At 61.4% G+C, this 23,544-nt stretch carries 22 protein-coding genes; 14 read left to right on the forward strand and 8 right to left on the reverse strand.

Annotation, left to right across the window (positions count from 1 at the left end):
- The first annotated feature begins 9 nt into the window (after positions 1–9).
- From livH to J5M66_RS18390, 8 genes are all read left to right on the forward strand, one after another.
- The gene (gene livH, locus J5M66_RS18355; protein WP_207808275.1) at positions 10–933 is read left to right on the forward strand and encodes a high-affinity branched-chain amino acid ABC transporter permease LivH; all 924 of its coding nucleotides are present in this window, start codon (positions 10–12) and stop codon (positions 931–933) included.
- Positions 930–2,186 carry a high-affinity branched-chain amino acid ABC transporter permease LivM gene (locus tag J5M66_RS18360; RefSeq protein WP_016771356.1) on the forward strand — a complete coding sequence of 419 codons (1,257 nt, stop codon included), beginning with the start codon at positions 930–932 and terminating at the stop codon, positions 2,184–2,186. Before livH ends, J5M66_RS18360 begins: the two co-directional genes overlap by 4 nt.
- Positions 2,183–2,950, forward strand: a complete 768-nt coding sequence (gene livG, locus J5M66_RS18365) for a high-affinity branched-chain amino acid ABC transporter ATP-binding protein LivG (protein WP_016771357.1) — start codon at positions 2,183–2,185, stop codon at positions 2,948–2,950. The genes J5M66_RS18360 and livG overlap by 4 nt, the downstream gene beginning before the upstream one ends.
- Positions 2,951–3,652, forward strand: a complete 702-nt coding sequence (locus J5M66_RS18370) for an ABC transporter ATP-binding protein (RefSeq protein WP_003222380.1) — start codon at positions 2,951–2,953, stop codon at positions 3,650–3,652. It begins immediately after the preceding gene.
- A gap of 290 nt (positions 3,653–3,942) precedes the next feature.
- Positions 3,943–4,248, forward strand: coding sequence for a DUF2282 domain-containing protein (locus J5M66_RS18375; protein WP_130901036.1), 306 nt, complete (start codon positions 3,943–3,945; stop codon positions 4,246–4,248).
- 25 nt (positions 4,249–4,273) lie between these two features.
- A complete protein-coding gene (locus J5M66_RS18380; RefSeq protein WP_207808274.1) occupies positions 4,274–5,161 on the forward strand; it encodes a DUF692 domain-containing protein in 888 nt (295 codons plus the stop codon).
- Positions 5,158–5,916 (forward strand): DNA-binding domain-containing protein, encoded by a 759-nt coding sequence (locus tag J5M66_RS18385; RefSeq protein WP_207808273.1) that lies wholly within the window; start codon positions 5,158–5,160, stop codon positions 5,914–5,916. The genes J5M66_RS18380 and J5M66_RS18385 overlap by 4 nt, the downstream gene beginning before the upstream one ends.
- A complete protein-coding gene (locus J5M66_RS18390; protein WP_207808272.1) occupies positions 5,913–6,389 on the forward strand; it encodes a DoxX family protein in 477 nt (158 codons plus the stop codon). The genes J5M66_RS18385 and J5M66_RS18390 overlap by 4 nt, the downstream gene beginning before the upstream one ends.
- A gap of 108 nt (positions 6,390–6,497) precedes the next feature.
- Here the strand turns inward: J5M66_RS18390 and J5M66_RS18395 are convergent, their stop codons facing one another.
- The gene (locus tag J5M66_RS18395) at positions 6,498–7,412 is read right to left on the reverse strand and encodes a LysR family transcriptional regulator (RefSeq protein WP_024011919.1); all 915 of its coding nucleotides are present in this window, start codon (positions 7,410–7,412) and stop codon (positions 6,498–6,500) included.
- Between the two features lie 104 nt (positions 7,413–7,516).
- Here J5M66_RS18395 and J5M66_RS18400 point away from each other — a divergent pair, with 104 nt between their 5' ends.
- The 3 genes from J5M66_RS18400 (at position 7,517) to J5M66_RS18410 (ending at position 10,540) form a co-directional block, all read left to right on the forward strand.
- On the forward strand, positions 7,517–8,116 hold the full coding sequence (locus tag J5M66_RS18400) for a short chain dehydrogenase (protein WP_125918054.1): 600 nt from the start codon (positions 7,517–7,519) through the stop codon (positions 8,114–8,116).
- A 60-nt stretch (positions 8,117–8,176) separates the two neighbouring features.
- Positions 8,177–8,830, forward strand: a complete 654-nt coding sequence (locus J5M66_RS18405) for a hypothetical protein (RefSeq protein ID WP_207808271.1) — start codon at positions 8,177–8,179, stop codon at positions 8,828–8,830.
- A 96-nt stretch (positions 8,831–8,926) separates the two neighbouring features.
- Positions 8,927–10,540, forward strand: coding sequence for an NAD(P)/FAD-dependent oxidoreductase (locus J5M66_RS18410; RefSeq protein ID WP_206420939.1), 1,614 nt, complete (start codon positions 8,927–8,929; stop codon positions 10,538–10,540).
- A 138-nt stretch (positions 10,541–10,678) separates the two neighbouring features.
- Here the strand turns inward: J5M66_RS18410 and J5M66_RS18415 are convergent, their stop codons facing one another.
- Complete coding sequence (locus J5M66_RS18415) at positions 10,679–11,773, reverse strand: PLP-dependent cysteine synthase family protein (RefSeq protein ID WP_125918052.1); 1,095 nt, start codon at positions 11,771–11,773, stop codon at positions 10,679–10,681.
- A gap of 251 nt (positions 11,774–12,024) precedes the next feature.
- On the opposite strand from J5M66_RS18415, the gene nhaA reads away from it, so the two are divergent.
- The 3 genes from nhaA (at position 12,025) to J5M66_RS18430 (ending at position 14,836) form a co-directional block, all read left to right on the forward strand.
- The gene (nhaA, locus tag J5M66_RS18420) at positions 12,025–13,209 is read left to right on the forward strand and encodes a Na+/H+ antiporter NhaA (RefSeq protein ID WP_041478038.1); all 1,185 of its coding nucleotides are present in this window, start codon (positions 12,025–12,027) and stop codon (positions 13,207–13,209) included.
- A gap of 171 nt (positions 13,210–13,380) precedes the next feature.
- Entirely contained in the window at positions 13,381–14,574 is a 1,194-nt protein-coding gene (locus J5M66_RS18425) for an S-type pyocin domain-containing protein (RefSeq protein ID WP_207808270.1), read from the forward strand.
- 10 nt (positions 14,575–14,584) lie between these two features.
- Positions 14,585–14,836, forward strand: coding sequence for a pyocin S6 family toxin immunity protein (locus tag J5M66_RS18430; RefSeq protein ID WP_207808269.1), 252 nt, complete (start codon positions 14,585–14,587; stop codon positions 14,834–14,836).
- Between the two features lie 73 nt (positions 14,837–14,909).
- On the opposite strand, the gene J5M66_RS18435 is transcribed toward J5M66_RS18430, so the two are convergent.
- The 6 genes from J5M66_RS18435 to dinG all read right to left on the reverse strand — a co-directional run bounded on the left by J5M66_RS18435 (position 14,910) and on the right by dinG (position 23,508).
- Entirely contained in the window at positions 14,910–15,374 is a 465-nt protein-coding gene (locus tag J5M66_RS18435; protein ID WP_016771369.1) for a glycine zipper 2TM domain-containing protein, read from the reverse strand.
- 180 nt (positions 15,375–15,554) lie between these two features.
- Complete coding sequence (pdxH, locus tag J5M66_RS18440; RefSeq protein WP_122612613.1) at positions 15,555–16,202, reverse strand: pyridoxamine 5'-phosphate oxidase; 648 nt, start codon at positions 16,200–16,202, stop codon at positions 15,555–15,557.
- A 24-nt stretch (positions 16,203–16,226) separates the two neighbouring features.
- Positions 16,227–17,330 (reverse strand): OmpA family protein, encoded by a 1,104-nt coding sequence (locus tag J5M66_RS18445; protein ID WP_207808268.1) that lies wholly within the window; start codon positions 17,328–17,330, stop codon positions 16,227–16,229.
- 113 nt (positions 17,331–17,443) lie between these two features.
- Positions 17,444–18,589, reverse strand: coding sequence for a serine hydrolase domain-containing protein (locus tag J5M66_RS18450; protein WP_056783360.1), 1,146 nt, complete (start codon positions 18,587–18,589; stop codon positions 17,444–17,446).
- 210 nt (positions 18,590–18,799) lie between these two features.
- Positions 18,800–21,268 (reverse strand): beta-galactosidase, encoded by a 2,469-nt coding sequence (locus J5M66_RS18455; protein WP_207808267.1) that lies wholly within the window; start codon positions 21,266–21,268, stop codon positions 18,800–18,802.
- A gap of 95 nt (positions 21,269–21,363) precedes the next feature.
- Positions 21,364–23,508, reverse strand: coding sequence for an ATP-dependent DNA helicase DinG (gene dinG / locus J5M66_RS18460; protein ID WP_024011911.1), 2,145 nt, complete (start codon positions 23,506–23,508; stop codon positions 21,364–21,366).
- Between the last annotated feature and the right edge of the window lie 36 nt (positions 23,509–23,544).

The following is a 23,544-nucleotide window of genomic DNA, read 5'->3' on the forward strand; positions in this document are numbered from 1 at the left end:
AGCGCTGTAATGCCTGACCTCTATCACTTCTTCCAACAGCTGGTTAACGGCCTCAACGTTGGCAGCATGTATGCCCTGATCGCCATCGGCTACACGATGGTCTACGGCATCATTGGAATGATCAACTTCGCCCACGGCGAGGTGTACATGATCGGTTCCTACGTGGCCTTCATCGCCATCGCCGGGCTGACCATGATGGGACTCGACAGTGTCCCGCTGTTGATGACCGCGGCGTTCATCGCCAGCATCGTCGTCACCAGTTCCTACGGTTACAGCATCGAACGGATCGCCTACCGCCCCCTGCGCGGCAGCAACCGTCTGATCCCGCTGATTTCTGCCATCGGTATGTCGATCTTCCTGCAGAACACCGTTCTGCTGGCGCAAGACTCCAAGGACAAAGCTATCCCCAACCTGATCCCGGGCAACTTCGCCTTCGGTCCGGGTGGCGCACAAGAAGTGCTGATTTCCTACATGCAGATCGTGGTGTTCGTGGTGACCCTGATCGCCATGCTCGGCCTGACCCTGTTCATCTCCCGTTCCCGTCTGGGCCGCGCCTGCCGCGCCTGTGCCGAGGACATCAAGATGGCCAACCTGCTCGGCATCAACACCAACAACATCATCGCCCTGACCTTCGTCATCGGTGCTTCGCTGGCCGCCGTTGCCGCAGTGCTGCTGAGCATGCAATACGGCGTGATCAACCCCAACGCCGGTTTCCTCGTCGGCCTCAAGGCCTTCACCGCTGCGGTACTGGGCGGCATCGGCAGCATCCCCGGGGCCATGCTCGGCGGCCTGGTGCTCGGTGTAGCGGAAGCGTTCGGTGCCGATATCTTCGGCGACCAGTACAAGGACGTCGTTGCGTTCGGCCTGCTGGTTCTGGTGCTGTTGTTCCGTCCGACCGGCATTCTGGGCCGTCCGGAGGTTGAGAAAGTATGACTAGGAATCTTAAACAGGCACTGTTCAGTGCCTTGCTGGTGTGGGCGGTGGCCTACCCGGTACTGGGTCTGAAACTGACCATCGTCGGCATCAATCTGGAAGTGCACAACACCAGCCCTGCGGTACTCGCGACCATCGCGATCTGCTCGGTGCTGATGTTCCTGCGCGTGCTGTTCAACCAGCAGATCAGCAAGGCCTGGCGCTCCTCGCCGGGCATGCCGTTGATCCCGGCCAAGGCCAGCAACTTCCTGACCCTGCCAACCACCCAGCGCTATTTCATCATTGCGCTGATTCTGATCGCCCTGGTCTGGCCGTTCTTCGGCTCCCGTGGCGCGGTGGATATCGCAACGCTGATCCTGATCTACGTGATGCTCGGCCTGGGCCTGAACATCGTTGTCGGTCTGGCCGGTCTGCTTGATCTGGGGTACGTCGGTTTCTACGCCGTCGGCGCCTACAGCTACGCGCTGCTGTCGCATTACTACGGCTTGAGCTTCTGGATCTGCCTGCCGATTGCCGGCCTGATGGCGGCGACGTTCGGCTTCCTGCTGGGCTTCCCGGTGTTGCGTCTGCGCGGCGACTATCTGGCGATCGTGACCTTGGGTTTCGGCGAGATCATCCGTCTGTTCCTGCGTAACCTGACCGACATCACCGGTGGCCCGAACGGCATCAGCAACATCGAGAAACCGACGTTCTTCGGTCTGACCTTCGAGCGCAAAGCCGCCGAAGGCCTGCAGACGTTCCACGAGTATTTCGGCCTGCAATACAACTCGATCAACAAGGTGATCTTCCTTTACCTGGTTGCGCTGTTGCTCGCACTGGCCGCGCTGTTCGTGATCAACCGTCTGCTGCGCATGCCGATCGGCCGTGCGTGGGAAGCACTGCGTGAAGACGAAATCGCCTGCCGTGCGCTGGGCCTGAACCCGACCGTGATCAAGCTCTCCGCGTTCACCCTCGGTGCTGCGTTCGCCGGTTTCGCCGGCAGCTTCTTCGCCGCGCGTCAGGGCCTGGTGACGCCCGAGTCGTTCACCTTCATCGAGTCGGCGATCATCCTCGCCATCGTCGTATTGGGTGGCATGGGCTCGCAACTGGGCGTGATTCTGGCGGCGATCGTGATGATCCTGTTGCCGGAAATGATGCGTGAGTTCAGCGAATACCGCATGTTGATGTTCGGTGCGCTGATGGTGCTGATGATGATCTGGCGTCCACAAGGTCTGCTGCCGATGCAACGCCCACACATGGAGTTGCGCAAATGAGCCGCGAGATCCTTAAAGTCGAAAATCTGAGCATGCGCTTCGGCGGCTTGCTCGCGGTCAACGGCGTGGCGCTGACCGTCAAGGAAAAACAGGTAGTTGCACTGATCGGCCCGAACGGCGCCGGCAAGACCACCGTGTTCAACTGCCTGACCGGCTTCTATCAGCCTACCGGCGGCAGCATCCTGCTCGACGGCGAGCCGATCCAGGGCCTGCCGGGCCACAAGATCGCCCTCAAAGGCGTGGTGCGTACCTTCCAGAACGTGCGTTTGTTCAAGGACATGACTGCCGTCGAGAACCTGTTGATCGCCCAGCACCGTCACTTGAACACCAACTTCCTGTCCGGCCTGTTCAAGACCCCGGCGTTCCGCAAAAGCGAGCGCGAGGCGATGGAATTTGCCGAGTACTGGCTGGAAAAGGTCAACCTCAAAGAGTTCGCCAACCGCACCGCCGGCACCCTCGCCTACGGCCAGCAACGGCGTCTGGAAATCGCCCGCTGCATGATGACCCGTCCGCGGATTCTCATGCTCGACGAACCAGCCGCCGGCCTGAACCCGAAGGAAACCGAAGACCTCAAGGCGCTGATCGGTGTGTTGCGCGAAGAGCACAACGTCACCGTGCTGCTGATCGAACACGACATGAAACTGGTCATGAGCATTTCCGACCACATCGTCGTGATCAACCAGGGCACACCGTTGGCCGACGGCACGCCGGAACAGATCCGCGACAATCCTGAAGTGATCAAAGCCTACCTGGGGGAAGCGTAAATGCTGCAGTTCGAAAACGTTTCCACCTTCTACGGCAAGATCCAGGCCTTGCACAGCGTCAACGTCGAAGTCCGTCAGGGCGAAATCGTGACGCTGATCGGCGCCAACGGTGCCGGCAAATCCACGCTGCTGATGACGCTGTGCGGTTCGCCGCAGGCCCACAGCGGCAGCATCCGCTACATGGGTGAGGAACTGGTCGGCCAGGACTCGTCGCAGATCATGCGCAAGAGCATCGCCGTGGTCCCGGAAGGGCGTCGGGTGTTTGCCCGTCTGACCGTTGAAGAAAACCTGTCGATGGGCGGATTTTTCACCGACAAGGGCGACTATCAGGAACAGATGGACAAGGTTCTCGGACTTTTCCCACGCTTGAAAGAGCGCTTCAACCAGCGCGGCGGCACCATGTCCGGCGGCGAACAGCAAATGCTCGCCATCGGCCGCGCGCTGATGAGCAAGCCCAAGCTGCTGCTGCTCGACGAGCCATCGCTGGGCCTGGCGCCGATCATCATCCAGCAGATCTTCGACATCATCGAACAGCTGCGCAAGGACGGTGTGACGGTGTTCCTGGTCGAGCAGAACGCCAACCAGGCGCTGAAAATCGCTGACCGCGCCTACGTTCTGGAGAACGGCCGCGTGGTCATGCAAGGCACCGGTGAAGCGCTGCTGACCGATCCGAAAGTACGCGAGGCGTACCTCGGCGGTTGAGTGTTATCGCTGCACAAAAAAACGGCCTTCGGGCCGTTTTTTGTTTCCTGAGCACCACCAAGGTAATCCTGTGGGAGCGAGCCTGCTCGCGAAGCGCTCTGTCATTCAACATTATGGGTGCCTGACAAACCGCCTTCGCGAGCAGGCTCGCTCCCACAGGGATACAGCTGAATCCGAAATTTTTTATAAATTTCTCGCCCCGCCTGTAACGCATCCCCCCACCCGTTCTCTAGAGGGACAAGCAAGCGCAAACCGCTTGCAGAAACCCTGATAAAAACTGGAGAAACATCATGACTGCGACTACCCGTACCCTGTCCGCTACCGCCCTGGTTCTGGCCCTCGGTTCCGCTCTGAGCATCGCCACTGTCTCCACCGCCCATGCCGCCGATGCCAACATGGAAAAATGCTTCGGCGTGGCCATGAAGGGTAAGAACGATTGCGCCGCAGGTGCCGGGACTACCTGCGCCGGCACGGCGAAAATGGACTACCAGGCCAACGCCTGGAAGCTCGTTCCGAAAGGCACCTGCGCCACCACCGAAAGCAAAACCTCGCCGACCGGCTTCGGTCAGCTCGAAGCCTTCAAAGCCAAGTCCTGATCCACGGCCTGCCTGAGTGACGCCCATGTTCAGTCATCACGAACCGTCCCTGCCGCGCACTCAGGCAGCTCGCACCGAGCTCCCTGCCCGCGCCGGGCTGGGGCTCAAGACCGGGCACTTCCTCGAAGTGCTCGGCTCCGTACCGGACCTCGGTTTCTTCGAAGTCCACGCCGAAAACTACATGGTGGCCGGCGGCCCGTTTCATCATTTCCTCGGTCTGATTCGCCAACAGTACCCGCTGTCATTGCACGGCGTGGGCCTGTCGATCGGTGGCGAAGGCCCGCTGGACAGCCAGCACCTCAACCGCCTCGCCGAGCTGATCGAGCGCTATCAACCGCAAGCTTTTTCCGAACATCTGGCGTGGTCGAGCCACGGCCCGGTGTTCCTCAATGACCTGCTGCCACTGGCTTACGACACGCCGACACTGAACCGCGTGTGTGCGCACATCGACCAGGTGCAGAACACTCTGAAACGACCGATGCTGTTGGAGAACCCGGCGACCTATCTGGGATTTGCGCACTCGACGATCGACGAGGCCGAGTTCATCGCCGAAGTGATCCGCCGCAGCGGCTGCGGCTTGTTGCTCGACGTCAATAATGTCTACGTGTCGTGCATCAATCATCAGCGCGATCCTTTGGCCTACCTCGATGCGTTACCGCTGCACGCGGTCGGCGAGATTCATCTGGCCGGCTTCGCTGAAGATTGCGACAACCTCGGCGATCGCTTGCTGATTGACGATCACGGCGCGCCTATTGATCAGTCCGTCTGGGATCTGTACCGGCAAGTGCTGCAACGTATCGGCCCGGTAGCGACGCTGATCGAACGCGATAACCAGGTGCCGGCCTTCGACGTTTTGCTCGCCGAAGCGCAGCAAGCCGAGACGCTGTTGCGCCGCGCGGAGTGTGCGGCATGAGCACGCAAGCGGACTTCGCCGCCGCCCTGCTCAATGCGCAACTGCCGTATCCCAAGGGCCTGTGCAGCCGCAACGGCGCCGATCCGTCGCGACGTTTTGCGGTGTATCGCAACAACGTGCAGAGCTCGTTGATCAATGCCCTGGCCGACAGCTATCCGGTGGTGCTGCAATTGGTCGGCGAGGAGTTCTTCCGCGCCATGGCAGCGATTTTCGTCCAGAGTCAGCCGCCACACAGTCCGTTGATGAGCCGCTATGGCGAAGACTTCGCCGACTTCATCGCAGAGTTTGAACCCATCGCCGGCGTGCCTTATGTCGCTGATGTTGCGCGCCTTGAGCATCTGCGCACTGTCGCCTACCACGCCGCTGATGCGCAGCCGATACGGCCTGAACAAGTCAGTGCCGCGCTGGCCGATCCGCAGTCGCTGACTGAGCTGTGTTTCGAACTGCATCCCTCGCTGCACCTGCTCGACTCAGCCTACGCCGTTGTCGCGATCTGGGCCGCGCATCAGCAGGAGCCAACTCTGGCGGGCATTGGCCTGAATCAAGGCCAGCACGCTCTGGTGCTGCGCAATGGTCTCGACGTTGAGGTGTTTGCGCTTGAACCAGGTGCGAGCGTGTTCCTTCGTCATCTGCTCCAGGGCTCGCCACTGCTCGCGGCGGCAGAAAACAGCCCGCCGTTCGATCTCGCCCAAACCCTCGCCTTACTGATTGCGCATAACGCGATCACGCAGCTGAATTACAAGGAGTTGCCATGAAGGCTTTTATCCTGCGCGTCATCGCGCTGTTTGAAAAAATCCCGCACAGCCTGATTGCCTTCATCGCGCGTTTCTCCATTGCCGCGGTGTTCTGGAAATCCGGGCAAACCAAGGTCGAAGGATTGGCCGTCGATTTGATTGACGGCACCTTTGAACTGGGCTGGCCACGTTTGGCCGATTCGACGATTCCGCTGTTTCAGAGCGAGTACAACCTGCCGCTGCTGTCGCCGGAAATTGCCGCGCATCTGGCGGCTTTTGCCGAGCATGTGTTTCCGCTGCTGATCCTGCTCGGCTTCGCCACACGGTTTTCGGCGCTGGCATTGCTCGGCATGACGTTGACTATCCAACTGTTTGTCTACCCGGATGCTTACCCGACCCACGGCACCTGGGCGGCAGTGTTGCTGTACCTGATGGCGACCGGGCCGGGCAGGTTGTCGATCGATCAGATGATCGCGCGCCGTTTCGCCAAATAATCACCCCCGTGGGAGCGAGCCTGCTCGCGAAAGCGGTGTGTCATTCAACATCGGTATCGACTGAACTGACGCATTCGCGAGCAGGCTCGCTCCCACAGGGAAATCACATCAGCGCTGCAGTCGATCCAGCGCTTCGCCACTGCGCTTGAACCAGCCCATCAGATAATCCGCGAGCACCTGCGTGCGTTTCGGCAATCCACCCTGATACGGGTGCACCAGATACATCGGCATGCGTCGGGTCTGGTAATCGCGCAGCAACCAGCGCAAGCGGCCGTCCGCCAGTTCCGCTTGCAGCAGATACGACGGTAAACGCGCGATGCCGGCGCCGGACAGCGCTGCTTTCTTCAACAGGCTGTAGTGATTGCTGGCAAACGGACCCGAGACCCGTACCCGCAACAACTCGTGCTGCTGGTGATACAGCCATTCTTCGCGGCCGCTGTAATGGCTGTTGAGCAGACAACGATGCTCGGCCAAGGCATGCGGCGTCGCTGGCTCGCCGAAGCGCTCGAGGTAGGCCGGGCTGGCGCAGGTCATTTCGTGCCACGCCAACAGCGGCTTGGCCACCAGCCGATCGTCATTGGCCACTTCGGCACGAATCGCCAGATCAAAGCCATCGCGGGCCAGATCGCGATAGCTGTTGTCCAGCTCCAGCTCAATCTGCACCTCGGGGTATTGCCCGGAAAACTCCAGCAGCAAGCCATCGAAGAAGGTCTCGCCGAGCGACACCGGAACCGTCATGCGCACCGGGCCGGCCATGTCGTCCTTCAACCGCGCCAACGCCTGCCGTGCGCGTTCGACCTGGACCACCAGCGCCTGAGCCTGCGGCAGCAGCGCCGCCCCCGCCGCCGTCAGGCTCAAGCGCCGGGTCGTGCGTTGCAGCAGCACCACACTGAATTGCGCTTCGAGCTGGCTGATGCGCTTGGAGAGTTGGCCCTTGCTGCAGCCCAACTGCTGCGCGGCCAGGGTAAAACTGCCGGCTTCGATCAGCACGGCAAACGCGGCAAGGTCATCCATTTCGCTCATGGATTGTTTCCATTTGAAAACCAAAGGTTGCCTATTAGTGCGCTTATCCGCAGAAAAAACCACTCTAGACTGAAACCTCATTCACACACATGAGGTACAGCTCGATGAAAATTCTGTTGATAGGCGCCGGCGGCACCATCGGTTCGGCGGTGGACAAAGAGTTGTCGCAACGCCACGAGGTCATTCGTATCGGCCGCAACAGCGGTGACTTGCAAGTGAATATCAGCGACAGCGCGTCGATCCGCAAGCTGTTCGAACAGACCGGCAAGTTCGATGCGTTGATCTGCGCGGCGGGCAACGTGACGTTTGCAGCGCTGGACGAGATGACTGGGGACAGCTTCGCCCTCGGCCTGAAAGACAAGTTGATGGGCCAGGTCAATCTGCTGCTGATCGGCCGCGAGTTCGCCAATGATGGCGCCTCGTTCACCTTCACCACCGGCGTGCTCAGCCACGACCCGATTCGCAGCGGCGCCTCGGCAGCGCTGGTCAACGGCGCCCTCGACAGCTTCGTCCGCGCCGCCGCCATCGAACTGCCGCGTGGCCTGCGGGTAAACTCGGTGAGCCCGACCGTGCTGACCGAAGCCCTGGGCAAATACGCGCCCTACTTCCGTGGCTTCAAGCCGGTTCCTGCAGCGGAAGTGGCATTGGCCTACGCGAAAAGTGTCGAAGGCCTGCAAACCGGTCAGACGTTTCACGTCGGTTAAGGCCCTTGTGATGAACGGTCAGGCTGCGTAACGTGGCAGCACTTGTCTGGAGAGCCAAAGATGCGTGTTGCCCGTTCGATCGTCCTCGTTGCCCTGCTGCCGATGTTTGCCGCCTGCCAGTTGTTCGACGGCCCGCGTGAAAGTGTGTCCCATGCCGGGCAGACGCGGATGCAGGGGCAACTGACCGCCGCCGACGGCAAACTGGTGTTTCAGCCGTGCCAGGAGCAGCGGCAACTGGTGGTCAACGACATCGGCGGCACCAGTGTCCTGCAAGAAGCCGCCACCCTCGCCGACGAGCAGGGCAAGCTGTTTGCCGATGTGCGCGGCAAGGTCTCCGGCGACCGCCTCGACCTCGGCCAGTTATATCGCGTCGAGCGCTCGGGCACGGCCTGCGACGACCCGAATTTCAAACTGCTGATCCTGCGCGCCGCCGGCCATGGCCCGGAGTGGAATGTGAAGGTCAGCGGCAAAGGCATGGTCATCGAGCGCGACGGCCAGCCGCCGCTGGCCGTGCCGTATGTGGAAGAGCAACTGGGCGACGGCCGCTTCAATCTCAGCAGCGAAGCCAACAACCAGCGCATCGAATTGTGGGTCGCGCCACAGCGCTGCGTCGACAGCAGCACCGGCAGCGTGCAGCACATGAGCGCCGAGTTGCGCATCGACGGGCAGGTCCAGCGCGGCTGCGGCTATTTCGGCGGCGCACGCAACGACTGATCGTTTTTCCCCCACGGATCCGCTCGCGGCGGCTTATAATCGCCGCCTTCAAACGCCCTGGCGCAGTTGTGCGCCCCGCGAATCCGGATCCCCGCCATGTTACGAATCACTGAACTCAAGCTGCCAATCGACCATCCCGAAGAAGACCTGCGCACCGCCATCGTGCAACGCCTGGGCATCGCCAGCGATGATCTGCTCGATTTCACCTTGTTCAAGCGCAGCTATGACGCGCGTAAAAAGTCCTCCGAACTGTGCTTCATCTACACCATCGACCTCAACGTACGCGACGAGGCCAGAGTGTTGGGCAAGTTCGCCGACGACCGTAATGTCAACGTGGCGCCGGATGTCAGCTACAAGTTCGTCGGCCAGGCACCGAGCGATCTCGGCCAGCGGCCGATCGTCGTCGGTTTCGGCCCGTGCGGCATCTTCGCCGGCCTGCTGCTGGCGCAGATGGGCTTCAAACCGATCATTCTCGAACGCGGCACTGAAGTCCGTCAGCGCACCAAGGACACCTGGGGCCTGTGGCGCAAAAGCGTGCTCAATCCCGAGTCCAACGTACAGTTTGGCGAAGGCGGCGCGGGGACGTTCTCCGACGGCAAGCTGTACAGCCAGATCAAGGACCCGAAATTCCTCGGTCGTAAAGTCCTGCACGAGTTCGTCAAGGCCGGCGCGCCGGAAGAAATCCTCTACGTCAGCAAGCCGCACATCGGTACGTTCCGCCTGACCGGCATGGTCGAAAACATGCGCGAGCAGATCCGCGAACTGGGCGGTGAAGTGCGCTTCCAGGAGCGCGTCAGCGACGTGCTGATCGAAGACGGCCAACTGGTCGGCGTGCAACTGGCCAGCGGCGAAACCCTGCATTCCAGACACGTGGTTCTGGCCCTCGGTCACAGCGCCCGCGACACCTTCCGCATGCTCCACAGCCGTGGCGTGTTCATGGAAGCCAAGCCATTCTCGGTGGGTTTCCGCATCGAACATCCGCAGTCGCTGATCGACCGCGCGCGTCTGGGCAAATACGCCGGCCACCCGAAACTTGGCGCTGCCGATTACAAACTGGTGCACCACGCCAAGAACGGGCGTTCGGTCTACAGCTTCTGCATGTGCCCGGGCGGCACTGTGGTCGCGGCGACGTCGGAACCGAATCGCGTGGTCACCAATGGCATGAGCCAGTACTCGCGTAACGAGCGTAATGCCAACTCCGGCATCGTCGTCGGCATTACCCCGGAAGTCGATTATCCGGGCGGCCCGCTCGCCGGTATCGAGTTGCAGGAGCGCCTGGAATCCCACGCGTTCATCCTTGGCGGCAGTGACTACAAGGCTCCCGCGCAACTGGTTGGCGACTTTATCAACGGCAAGCCGTCGACCGAGCTGGGCGAAGTCGAGCCGTCGTACAAGCCGGGCGTGGCGCTGGGCGATCTGGCCTTGGCATTGCCGGATTTTGCCATTGAGGCGATCCGTGAAGCCTTGCCGGCGTTCGAGAAGCAGATTCGCGGTTATTCCCTGCACGACGCCGTGCTGACCGGAATTGAGACTCGCACTTCATCGCCGCTGCGCATCACCCGCAACGAGTCGCTGCAGAGCATGAACGTCAAAGGCCTGTTCCCGGCCGGTGAAGGCGCGGGCTATGCCGGCGGAATTCTCTCGGCGGGTGTCGACGGGATTCGCATTGCCGAGGCAGTGGCTCGCGATATCCTCGGCCTGTCTGACTGATCAGCATCAGCTGACCCAACACCAAACCCTGTGGGAGCGAGCCTGCTCGCGAAAGCGGTCTGTCATTCAACGAAGTTGTTGAATGTGACTCCGCCTTCGCGAGCAGGCTCGCTCCCACAGTGGTGTCTGCATTTGGCTTTAGATATTCGCGCGCAGCACCGAGGTCGGCAGCGCCTGTCCGCGCTCGGCACTTGCCGCCACCGCTGCAATCAAATCACCCAGTGCATACCCCTGCGCCGTCAGCCAATCCTGATCGTAATAGGTGTCGGCATAACGCTCGCCGCCATCGCACAGGATCGCCACGATCGACCCCGACTGCCCCGCCGCTTTCATCTGCTGCGCCGCCATCAGCGCACCGATCAGATTGGTCCCGCTCGACCCGCCGACATGCCGCCCCAAACGCTGCGCCAGATAATGCATGGCCGCCAGGGACAGGGCGTCCGGCACCTTGACCATCGCATCGATCACCTTGGGCAGGAACGACGCTTCCACCCGAGGCCGGCCAATGCCTTCGATGCGTGAACCGCAATCCAGACGCAGGCTGGCATCTCCCGTCTGATAAAAATCGAAGAACACCGAACGCTCGGCATCGGCACACAACACGCGGGTGCAGTGCTGGCGATAGCGCACGTAACGGCCGAGGGTCGCGGTGGTGCCGCCGGTGCCGGGGCTGGAGATCAGCCAGGTCGGTTCAGGGTGTTTTTCGTAGCGCATCTGCTGGAAGATCGACTCGGCGATGTTGTTGTTCGCTCGCCAGTCGGTGGCACGTTCGGCGTAGGTGAACTGATCGATGAAGTGACCGCCATGCTCGCGGGCCAGGCGCTCGGATTCGGCGTAGATCTGCGTCGGATCCTGCACCAGATGGCTCTGCCCGCCATAGAAGGCAATCTGGGCAATCTTCTCTTTCGAAGTGGTCGCCGGCATCACCGCGATAAACGGCAAACCGAGCATGCGCGCGAAATACGCTTCGGAAATCGCCGTCGAGCCGCTGGACGCTTCGATCACTGGCGCACCGGGTTTCAGCCAGCCGTTGCACAGCGCGTAAAGGAACAGCGACCGGGCCAGGCGATGCTTGAGGCTGCCGGTCGGGTGGCTGGATTCGTCCTTGAAATACAACTCGATGCCGGCAAAACCGGGCAGCGGCAAAGGGATCAGGTGGGTGTCGGCGCTGCGCTGGAAGTCCGCCTCGATGATGCGGATGGCTTCGCGGGCCCACTGTCGGTTGTCGCTCATGGTTTCGGTTCTCGTTGAATCAGCCAGAAGATCGGTCTTCTGAAAAAGGTCTGCCGCAAGCTTAGGAAAAATCCCGCAGGCGGCAAAGATACAGCTGAGTCTCAATGTGTCAGGCAACTGCTAGGCTCAGTGCTGCCCGTACCAGACAGCCTGTAACGACATATAACAAAAAAGAATATAACTTTTGTTTTAACAACTAACGGTACGGGTTAGGGTGTTTCACCTTTTTCTTGATTCGATGGAGAGCGACCTTGCCTCTGCGTAGCACTTTCACGCGTTTCTTTCAGTTGGAAGCCGCCAGCGGTCTGCTATTGATCGCCGCAGCCGTTCTCGCGCTGATCATCAACAACTCACCGCTGTCGTGGCTGTACACCGGCCTGCTCGACACTCCTGTGGTGGCGCAGATCGGTGCGTTGAAAATCGCCAAACCCCTGCTGCTGTGGATCAACGACGGCCTGATGGCGATGTTCTTCCTGCTGATCGGTCTGGAAGTGAAACGCGAAGTGCTCGACGGCCAATTGTCCAAGCCTTCGCAAATCGTCCTCCCTGGCGCAGCGGCGATCGGCGGCATGCTGGTGCCGGCGCTGATCTACTGGTTCCTTAACCGCGACAACCCCGCGGCCCTAAGTGGCTGGGCCATTCCGACCGCCACCGATATCGCCTTCGCCCTCGGCGTACTGGCGCTGCTCGGCAAGCGCGTGCCGGTGTCGCTGAAACTGTTCCTGATGACCCTGGCGATCATCGATGACCTCGGGGCCATCGTCATCATCGCAATCTTCTATTCCGGCGAACTCTCGACCCTGTCCCTTGGCCTGGCGGCTGCGTGCATTGCCGCGCTGGTGGCGATGAACCGGCTCGGCGTGGTCAAGCTCGGGCCGTACATGATCATCGGCCTGATCCTCTGGGTCTGCGTGCTCAAGAGTGGTGTCCACGCGACACTGGCCGGCGTGACCTTGGCTTTCTGCATTCCCCTGCGCACGAAAAACGCCGAGTCGTCGCCGCTGCTGACCCTCGAACACGCGCTGCACCCGTGGGTCGCCTACGGCATCCTGCCGCTGTTCGCCTTCGCCAACGCCGGCCTGTCACTGAGCGGCGTCACCGTCGAAAGCTTCACCCACGACGTACCGATGGGCATCGCCATCGGCCTGCTGCTGGGCAAGACCATCGGCGTGTTCGGCCTGACCTGGCTGGCGGTCAAGATCGGCATCGCCGCCCTGCCCCAAGGCGCCAACTGGGGCCAGGTCCTCGGCGTCGCGATCCTCTGCGGCATAGGCTTCACCATGAGCCTGTTCGTCGGCTCGCTGGCCTTCGAACCGGGCGTGAGTGATTACGCCGGCATGGATCGCATGGGCATCCTCACCGGCTCGATCCTAGCGGCGGTGATTGGTTATGCGGTGACGGCGGCGGCGAGTCGCAAGAATTCACAACTGCAATAACCCCTGTGGCGAGGGAGCTTGGCCCTCGCCACAGATTCCTAGCCTTACAGTTACGCAGCGAACAATCCCCACGTCATTAGCGACCCGTCCTACAGCCACACTTTCCCCGCTTCGATAACGTCGTGCGGCCCCTTCTCGAGGGGATGTCGACGATGAACGAAGGGACGATCAGTGGCGCGGAACAAGGACATTCCCCGGGTGCAAAACCCACCGCAGGGCGACGGGCATCACGTTACTTGGCGGTATATGACGGCCGCAGAACTGGCCGAGCGCGAAGCCGGGCAAAACGCTTACGACGCGATGCTGGCGCGGCAGGAGGCGTTCGAGCGCAGCCGTGAAGTGGCGGCGAAAAAACCTGAAGCCGTGCGTGCCGGCTGTGTATTCGCCAAGTCCTGCAAGTTGCCGGATGCGATTATCGATTACAGCAATCCTTCCGGCATGGTACCGACCGACAGCCTGAAGGATTACGGCGAGCTGATCCTGCTCGGCGCTCGCGAAGCCGACGCGAGCGGCGGCATTCCCCTCAAGAAAATCAGCGCCAACGCCATCCCGGTCGGGTTCGGCAGTCTGGCCCTGGCAGGTTCGGCTTTTGAAGCGCTGCCAGCGCTCGCATCAAGCGCAGCCGCTGCGTCTTTGGTGGGCCTGGTTGCGCTGCTGATGCCGTCAAGCCTGGGCGACAGCGCGCTCTACACCGATGAGCAACTAAGCACACTCAAACAAGCCCGAACCCGCGTGCGCCTGCGCGTCGAGCAACAGGCCGATGGCAGCCTCAAGGGTTACGGTTTCTACACCGGTAAGAACCGCGATTGGGAAATGGTCGATGTCGTGCAGTTCACTGCACGCGGTGACTGGTTCGTTGCGGATCTTGGTGAAGGCGTCGAACTGCTCTGGACCCCGGCGGTGGATGGCTCGGACATCCTCGGCATTCCAGCGCTCGAGGCCGCACCGCAGGCACCGCATATCTGGGTGTATCCACCGACGAAGGCGGCGGACGGGATTCTGGTGAATCCGGTTTATCCACCGGAGTACAAAGACTTTATTTTGGTGTATCCGGCAGATTCGGGCGTCAGGCCGGCCTATGTTGTGCTCAGCCGTGCTCGCGACCATGCTTATCACGGCCATCCGAAAACGCTGCCCGCATTCCCTGACGCAGTCAAAGTGAAATCGAAGTCGTCAGTGCAAGGTGGTGGAAAGCAGCGAGCACGTTGGGTAGACCGCAAAGGTCGAATTTACGAGTGGGATTACAAAAGCAACGCCGTCGAAAAATACGACAAATTAGGAACGACTCATTTAGGCGAGTTCAATCACTTGACGGGTGAACAAACGGGACCTGCGGATCCAAAACGAAAAACTTCTAGAAATTAAGGATTGAAACATGCGCTTTATTTCAATTACCGGATTCTTCCCTGACGAAGCCCAAGATGACTCATTGCAATTCGAGCTGGACATCACCGGCAGCGAGATGAATGAAAAAGTGGCTCAGCTCATTGAATCAAAGCCCTTGGATGAGGTGGAACCCGGCGAGCTGTTGTTGACTCAGGATCAGATAACCGCATTGGAAAACCTGCTCAACGTCAGTTTTCCCGAGCACCTCGAATACTTCATGGGCATCTGCGCCACATACTGAACGAACAATTCACAAGCAAAGAAAAACCCCGACCAGTCACCTGATCGGGGTTATCTTTTACCCGGTTTCCCGCTTAGTGCGAAACGCGGCTGGTTCCGCCAACGGTGGAGATCCGTACCCGCTCGCCAACGCGGAATACTTCATTCTCCTGAACCTGCTGCACATAGGCGCGCATGCTGCCGTCGTCTTCGCGGACGGTGATTTCTACGCCCTGGGTGCGGGTCAGGCCTTCTTCGGTGGCCGAGCCAAGCAGGCCGCCGGCCACTGCGCCGATGACCGCAGCAACGATGCTGCCCTTGCCGCCGCCGATGGCGCTACCGCCGACGCCGCCGACCACTGCGCCTGCTGCGCCGCCGATCGGGGTCTTGGTGCCTTCGATTTTTACCGGGCGCAGGGATTCGATGGTGCCCATGCGAATCGTCTGTACACGACGCGCTTCGTCACGGGAGTAGGAGTCGCCGGTGAGGCTCGATTGGCAGCCGGTCAGCAACATCGCCATCGTCGAAAAAGAAGCAACCAGCAGAACAGACTTACGCATAGCATCAACTCCAAAAGAACATGTGTTCATTAAACCCCGTGGCCTGGCGCCTGTCACGACACCATCCGGATAAAATTGGCTTCCATTCAGGCCTGGTACAGATGCCCGCGAGCGTCCACTCAAGGTAGCGTCAAATCAGCGATCCTGCGCCATCCGCGTTTATCTCGCTCGGTAGACTGCTCAGGGTGCCAGTCGTTCCAGAATCCACTCGGTGCCCTGGAGGCGGTAGTTGAGGCGATCGTGCAGGCGGCTCGGACGGCCCTGCCAGAACTCGATGCGCTCGGGCAACAAGCGGTAACCACCCCAATGTTCCGGGCAGTGCGGCTGGCTGTCGCTGAAGCGTTGCTCGGTGGCCTTGAGCAAATCTTCCAGTTCGCCACGACCGTTGATGACTCGGCTCTGCGGCGAGGCCCAGGCGCCGAGGCGGCTGCCCAGCGGACGCACCTGATAATACGCGTCGGACTCTTGCGCCGTGACCTTGACCACGCGCCCTTCGATGCGCACCTGGCGCTCCAGGGTTGGCCAGAAGAAGGTCATGGCGGCAAACGGGTTGGCCGCCAGATGCTGGCCCTTGGCGCTGTCGTAGTTGGTGAAGAAGGTGAAGCCCTGCTCGTCCAGGCCCTTGAGCAACAGAATGCGGCAATGCGGACGACCGTCGGCATCGACCGTGGCCAGGGTCATGGCATTGGCTTCCACCGGCGCCTGCTCGGTTTTCACCGCATCGGCGAACCACTGGTGAAACAGCGCAAACGGCTCGGTCGGGGCTTGCGCCTCGGTCAAACCGTCACGGGTGTAGTCGCGACGCATATCGGCCAGAGCCTGGGTCATGGCGGATTCCTTTTCGTTAGCGGATCACTTCTTGGCAGCGTCGGCTGCGGCGACTTTCTTGTCGGTCGCGGCGGCTTTGGCTGGTGCAGTTTTTTTCGCTGGAGCCTTGGCCGGGGCCTTCTTCGCCGGAGCCTTGGCAGCGGTTTTCTTGGCTGGCGCTTTTTTCGCCGCAGGGGCAGCAGCTTTCTTGGCAGCAGGCGCTGGGGTGGCGGGTTTGGCCACTGGCTTGACGTCTTGCGCAGCAACCATCGTCACCGGCTTCGGCGCTGGCATGTTGTATTTGCTCAGCAGCGCAACCATGGTGTTTTGCGGCGTCACCAGCAGTTCGACACGACGGTTCAAGGCACGGCCTTCAACGCTGTCGTTGGCCGCACGCGGCGCTTCGGAACCCATGCCGCGCAGCATCAGGCGATCACGTTGCAAGCCGCTGAGGCGGAAGATCGCCGCCACCGATTGCGCACGTTCCTGACTCAGCTTGACGTTGGCCGGCGCAGCACCGCTGGTGTCACTGTGACCGAGCACCAGGACCGCGGTTTTCGGGTCGGCTTCAAGGATTTTCGCTACGCGAGTGAACGGGCCAAGGGTGACCGGCAGCAGCATCGCCGGGCGGTCCGGATTGAACGAGCCTTCGACCGGCGCCGTCACTACCAGTACGTTGTCGCGACGCTCGAGTTGCAGATTGCTGTCCTTCACCGCTTCACGCAGACGCGGCTCGTAGTCGTCGAGCCAGGCCTGAGTCACCTTCGGATCGGGCATCGGCACGGCTTTGGCGGTTGGCTGATCCTTGCCGCCGAACGGCCACCACCATTTGCCATTGGACTGCGCCTCGGCTTTGGCCACCTCGACCGGTTTGGCTTCAGGTTTGACCTCGGCTTTCAGATCAGCCTTGACCGCTTCGTCGCTGGAACCGAACGGCCAGTACCACGGGTTGCTGCTCTCAGCCTTGGCCACTGGCGCAGTCGCCGCAGGTTTCAGCGGAGCCGGGACCGGAGCCGGATCCTTAGCCGCAACTTTGTCGGAAGAACCGAACGGCCACCAACTGCCGCCATCTGCATCGTTTTTCGGAGTCTGTGCGCAACCGGATATCGCTACACACAGGGCCAGGGCGAGGGTCTTTTTAGATGACATTGAAAATCCACAAAATGAAGTAATGAAAAATCAGAGCACTTTCGCCCGGATAAACAGCCGTTTTGAAACGAAAATCCCTTCGAGGTTCCGACCCTGGAACCTCTGTTGAAGCTTTACAGACAAGTGGCAAGCACCCGCGCCAGTTTTTGCGCGCGCGGATCCATCAAAACGTAAGGCCCCAGGGTATTTGTCACGAAACCGAAAGCCACATCGTGCTCAGGATCAGCAAAACCGATCGAGCCGCCCGCTCCCGGATGGCCGAACGCGCGGGGGCCGAGGCCATAGGTGGCGTTGGGCACGTCCGGTTGATCGAGCATGCAGCCGAGGCCGAAACGGGTGCGGGTGAGCAAGGTCTTGTCGTCGCCAAGGCTGTGCTCGCGGGTCAGCTCTTCGAGCATCTCGCTCTCGAGCAGGCTGCCGTCGAGCAGGCCGGCATAGAACCCGGCGAGACTGCGCGCGTTACCGTGGCCGTTGGCCGCCGGTTGCTGCATGCGTCGCCATTCCGGCTTGTTAGTGCTGGTCAGCACGGACGGCGGATTGGTGAAGGCACGGGTGGTCATGGCAGTCGGTTCGCGCATGGTCACTTGCAGCAGGCGCTGCGCCGCAGCGTCGCCGGCGTTGCCCTTGCCACGGGCGATGTGCGCCACGCGATGAAACTCTTCGTCGGCCAGGCCCACGTGGAAATCCAGGCCCAACGGTTTGGCGACCCGAGCGACGATCGACTCGCCCGGCCCACGACCGTCGGCGCGGCGCAGCAATTCGCCGACCAGCCAGCCGTAGGTGATCGCGGCATAACCGTGACCGGTGCCGGGCGTCCACCATGGGGCTTCGGCCGCAAGGGCGTCGACCATGGTTTGCCAGTCGTATAGGGCTTCAGGGGCGAGCAGTTCGCGCAGCGCCGGCAAGCCGGCCTGATGGCAGAGCAATTGGCGCAGGGTGACGGATTCTTTGCCGGCGGCGGCGAATTCCGGCCAGTAGCGGGCAACCGGGGCGTCGAGTTGCAACTTGCCTTCAGCGACCAGTTGCAGCGCGGTGACGGCGGTGAAGGTCTTGGTGCAGGAGAACAGGTTGGCGATGGTGTCGCTATGCCAGGCTTCGGCGCCGTCCTTGTCGGCAGTACCGGACCAGAGGTCGAGGACGGTTTCTCCACCGACCTTGATGCACAGGGCTGCGCCGCGTTCCTGGGGATCGTCGAACAGTGCGGCGAAAGCCTCGCGCACCGCTTCGAATTGAAGCTCGTAATGTCCCTGAATCTGCACCCGCAACTCCCCCGCGAAAACGCTCTACAAAGTGGCCCGCATTGTTCCAGCCCTTGAGGGATTTGGGAACAGGCGCGGGCCAGACGGTTGATCGGCAATTTGTGTTGATCCCTTCGCGAGCAGGCTCGCTCCCACACTGGATCTCAACAGCAGCGCAGATCCCCTGTGGGAGCGAGCCTGCTCGCGAAGAACGATAACGCGGTCTGAAACCTAGTGACCATTCCCCGAATGCCCACCCGCCTGTGCAGCCCCCGGCGCTTTGCCAGCCTCGGCCTTGCGCCCGCCTTCAATCTCTGCAACCGGTGCTTTCTGCGCCTCCTTGCCCAATTGCTCCAGCGCCTGCAGATTGCTCTTACGCACCGCCTCGACAAAACCCTGATACGGCAGGTCAGTGACCCCGACCAGACCGAAATGGCCGTTCTCGCCGTCGAGCAAACGCCCGGTCACCGGTTGGTCGAGGTACTGAAACCAGTGCACGCCGACAATCGACGGTTCGCTCAGCGCCTGTTTGAGGAAGTTGGCATAGGCCGGACCGCGATCTTCCTCCTTGGCCAGCTGCGTCACGCCGCCCCAGAACGGCCCTCGGTCGGCCGAGCCGAAGTTGAATTCAGTGATCAGCACCGGTTTGTCCAGCGCTGCCAGCGCGGCGAAGTCATAGCCGTCCTGCGGCTTGAGCGTGTACATGTTGAAGCTCAACACATCGCAGTACTGCGCGCAGGAGGCCACGGCTTCAGGCGTACTGGTGGCGAAACGACCACCCAGGAGCATCTGGTTCGGCGCGTGCCATTTCAGCGAATCGGAAATGGTCTTGAAATAGGTATCGGCGAAAACCTTCTGGAAGTATTTGAAATCCGCTTCGATCTCCGGATGCTCCGGGTTCGGCAGTGGCGGCACGAAGCCTGGATCTTCCATCAACTCCCACGCCGGTAGCTCGATACCCCAGGCCTTGGACAGTCCGGCCTGATTGCGGTACTTGTCACGCAATTGCTTGAGAAAGGCGCGTTTGGCCGGCACGTCGGTGGTCATTTTCAACGTGCCGTAGGCCAGCGCGTAGCGAGCCTTTGGATCGTCGCCAGGGCCAGCCCAGGCCAGTTCGTTGTCGGCGTAATAACCGATCAGCCACGGATCGTCACGGTGATCGCGGGCGGCAATGGCCACGGCGCGCTCGGTGGCCATGGCGAAACGCGGATCGAACGGATCCGGCATGCCGCCCCACCAATCGCTGCCGGTGCTGATGCTGGTGTAATCGCCGACGATCGACAGCGGCAAGGTGTACGGCACGCGCTCAGCATCCGCCAGCGACGGCGCGCTCCAGTTGCCTACCGTGTTGAAGCCCCAGGCTTGCAGCCGATCAAGGGTATGGCGGGTCCAGCGTTCTTCATCAATTCTGGCTTTGCACGGGGCGGTTTCCTCGCTGGACGCTTGCACCGCATCGGTCTGCGCCGCTTCGGCAATACCGGATTTCGGCTCGGCAGGCACCGCTGCAGTCTCAGCAGCCTGCACCGAGCCGGCCTCAGCCGCGCCCGCCTTCGCCGCTTCGGCAATCCCGGCCTTGTTGTCGCTGTCCGCCTTGCACGATTCGCCGTACAGGCGTTGCAGATTGGCGCCATAGAAGTCGTACCAGCGGCCGTTGCCGTAGCCACGCCCCTGATCGGCACCGTTGCCGCCACGGTTGTCGCCCTCGCCGAAATGCGCGGCCAGCGGGTCGTCGTTCTTCGGCAACGATTCGAACATGTACTCACGACCAGCCACGTAGGTCTGGTTGACCTGCGGGCTGACGGTGTTGACGCCCAGCGAATAGAACGGGTGGCCTTCAGGGGTCACCAGATACCAGCGGCCATCACGTTTTTCCGTGCGGAAGAAACCGCTGGCCTTGAACGCCGGGCCCTTGTTCCAGCCGCCGAACTTGTCCAGCGAAGCCTTTTCACGCTCGGCCAGCCACGTATTCAGTTGTTGCTGCTCTTTGCTGGCGGCGCTTTTCAGTTGCTCGTCGCTGCTGACTTTTTCCGGCCATTTACTGCGGGTTGACTGCCCGTAAGCATCGACCAGATTACCGTACACCGCGCGCGTCACCGACTCGCCGTCCTGCACGCCGAAACGCTCGAGCAACAGGCTCTGCGCAACTTTCGGCTGATCCATCGACAGACTTACCGAAACCACCTGGCTGCGGTCGATCTCGCCGGTGCTGCTGGCCAGCAGGATGCGTTGGCCATCGACGGTCATCGGCATCGGCGGCCCGGCTTTCATGCCTTGGCTCAGCGGCGTCGACGCCACCAGCGGCACCAGCAAGGTTTGCGCGGGGCCAGCCGGCAGATCGACGCGGCTGACCAGGGTGCGGCCGTCGTTGCTCTGGATCTGCACATAAACCGTCACCGCCCAGTTCATCGCACTCTGCAGTCGCAGAGTCATCATGCCGGACTGCGACCAGTCCCAAGCGCCGGTCTGCGGAGTCAGGCGCAAGGTCGGCCGGGCGACCGGGTTGAACGTCACCCGGCGCAGCACTTCGCCTTCCGCGGTCTGTTCGGCATTGGCCTGGGGCAGGTCGGCGTTTTCCGTGGCGACCTTGACCACGTCGGCCGGGCGTACGAAGTTGAACAGCGTCTGCTGACCGGCGGGCGCGGCCAGCAACGGCGCGGCAAAGAACATGGCGAAAACAGCGGGCAACGAACGGCGGATCATAAGAACGGAGTTCTCCCTAACGACCAGTCAAGGCCAGTGGAAAAGCGGTGGCAGAGAGATAGACAACGCGGCGGGCCAATCGGCCCACCCGTGTCTCAGGATATTTCACGTCGGAAAGGAGGCAACGCATTGAGGATCGCTTTGCCGTAGCGCTGGGTGACCAGACGCCGGTCGAGCAAGGTGATGGTGCCGCGGTCTTCTTCGGTACGCAGCAGACGCCCGCAGGCCTGAACCAGTTTCAGCGAGGCATCGGGCACGGAGATTTCCATGAACGGATTGCCGCCACGCGCCTCGATCCACTCCGACAACGCGGCCTCGACCGGATCATCGGGCACCGAGAACGGAATCTTGGCGATCACCACGTGCTCGCAGTAGGCACCCGGCAAATCGACACCCTCGGCAAAACTGGCAAGGCCGAACAGCACACTGGAATCACCGCCATCGACTCGCGCCTTGTGCTTGTTGAGGGTTTCCTGTTTCGACAGGTTGCCCTGAATGAACACTTGCTTGCGCCAGTCGCGGTCGAGACCGTCGAACACGTCCTGCATTTGCTTGCGCGAGGAGAACAGCACCAGCGTGCCACGGGAACCTTCGACCAGATCCGGCAGTTCACGGATGATCGCCGCCGTATGGGCAGCGGCATCGCGCGGGTCGGCCTTCAGGTCCGGCACGCGCAATACGCCAGCATCGGCATGATGGAACGGGCTCGGCACCACCGCCGTGACAGCTTTTTTCGGCAGACCGGCGCGCATGCGGAAACGGTCGAAAGTGCCCAGCGCCGTCAGCGTCGCCGAGGTCACCAGGCAGCCGTAAGCGACGTTCCACAAACTGCGACGCAAGGTTTCCGCCGCCAGAATCGGGCTGGCGTTGACCTCGATATCGAACAGCGAACCGCTTTCGGCCAGGGTCAGCCAGCGGGCCATTGGCGGGCTGTCTTCCGGGTCTTCGGCGGTGAACGCGGTCCACAATTCCCAGTTGCCGGAAGCGCGGGACAACAGGCTGCCGAACAGCGGATACCACTCTTCGGCCTGATTGCTGGCGATGCCGATATTGACCTCGCCATCCATGCCTTCCTTGAGCAGATCGGTCAGGCGCTGGAACAGATCGTTAAGGCGCGAATAGCCTTTTTTCAGCTCGATGCCCATCTCGCGCATGTCCTCGGGAATCACCCCGCCGACAAAGCGATGTCGCGGACGTTCGCGGCCTTCGACGTCTTCGCCGGGTTTGAAATCGGCGATCTGCTCGCAGGCGGTGAACATGAACTGCTGCTGGGTCTTGATCTCCCGTGCCAGCTCGGGCACCTGCTCGATCAGCTTGCCGAGATCGCCCGGCAGCGGATGCTGGGCCAGCAGCTTGGTGAGGTTCTTGGCGGTGGTTTCCAGCCAGTCGGCGGTGGAGCGCAGGCGCGTGTAGTGAGCGAAGTGGCCGATGGCCTTGTCCGGCAGGTGGTGACCTTCGTCGAACACGTAAATTGTGTCGCGCGGGTCGGGCAGCACGGCGCCGCCGCCTAGCGCCAGATCCGCCAGGACCATGTCGTGGTTGGTGACGATCACGTCAACCTTGCCCATGCCTTCGCGGGCCTTGTAGAAGGCGCACTGGCCGAAGTTCGGGCAATGACGGTTGGTGCACTGGCTGTGATCAGTGGTCAGGCGCGCCCAGTCGGCGTCTTCCAGCGCGTTCGGCCAGCTGTCGCGGTCGCCGTCCCACTTATTGCCGGCGAGCTTTTCGATCATGCTGGTGAACAGCTTCTGACTGGCCTCGTCGACTTCGATCTTGAAGCCTTCTTCTTCGAACAACTGCGCGGTGGCGGTTTGTGCGTGGCCTTCCTGCAGCAGCATGTCGAGTTTGGACAGGCACATGTAGCGGCCACGGCCCTTGGCCAGGGCGAAGCTGAAATTCAGCCCGCTGTTGCGCATCAGATCAGGCAGATCCTTGTAGACGATCTGCTCTTGCAGGGCGACGGTCGCGGTGGCAATCACCAGACGCTTGCCGGCCAGTTTCGCCGTAGGGATCGCCGCCAAGCTGTAGGCCACCGTCTTGCCGGTACCGGTGCCGGCTTCCACCGCGACAATCGCGGGGTCGCCACTGCGCCGGCCTTCGTCATCGGTGTCGATATCCCCGAGGACCTTGGCGATTTCGGCGATCATCAGGCGCTGGCCGTAACGCGGCTTGAGGCTCTTGGCCTCTAGAAAACGCGAATAAGCGCCCTGGATCGTGGTTTTGAGTTCAGTGCTGATCATTGAGTGTCGGGCGCTGGAAACGCTGGATAAATTTTC

Source organism: Pseudomonas sp. 67(2021), from assembly GCF_017491835.1.
GTDB classification, from domain to species: Bacteria; Pseudomonadota; Gammaproteobacteria; order Pseudomonadales; family Pseudomonadaceae; genus Aquipseudomonas; species Aquipseudomonas atacamensis.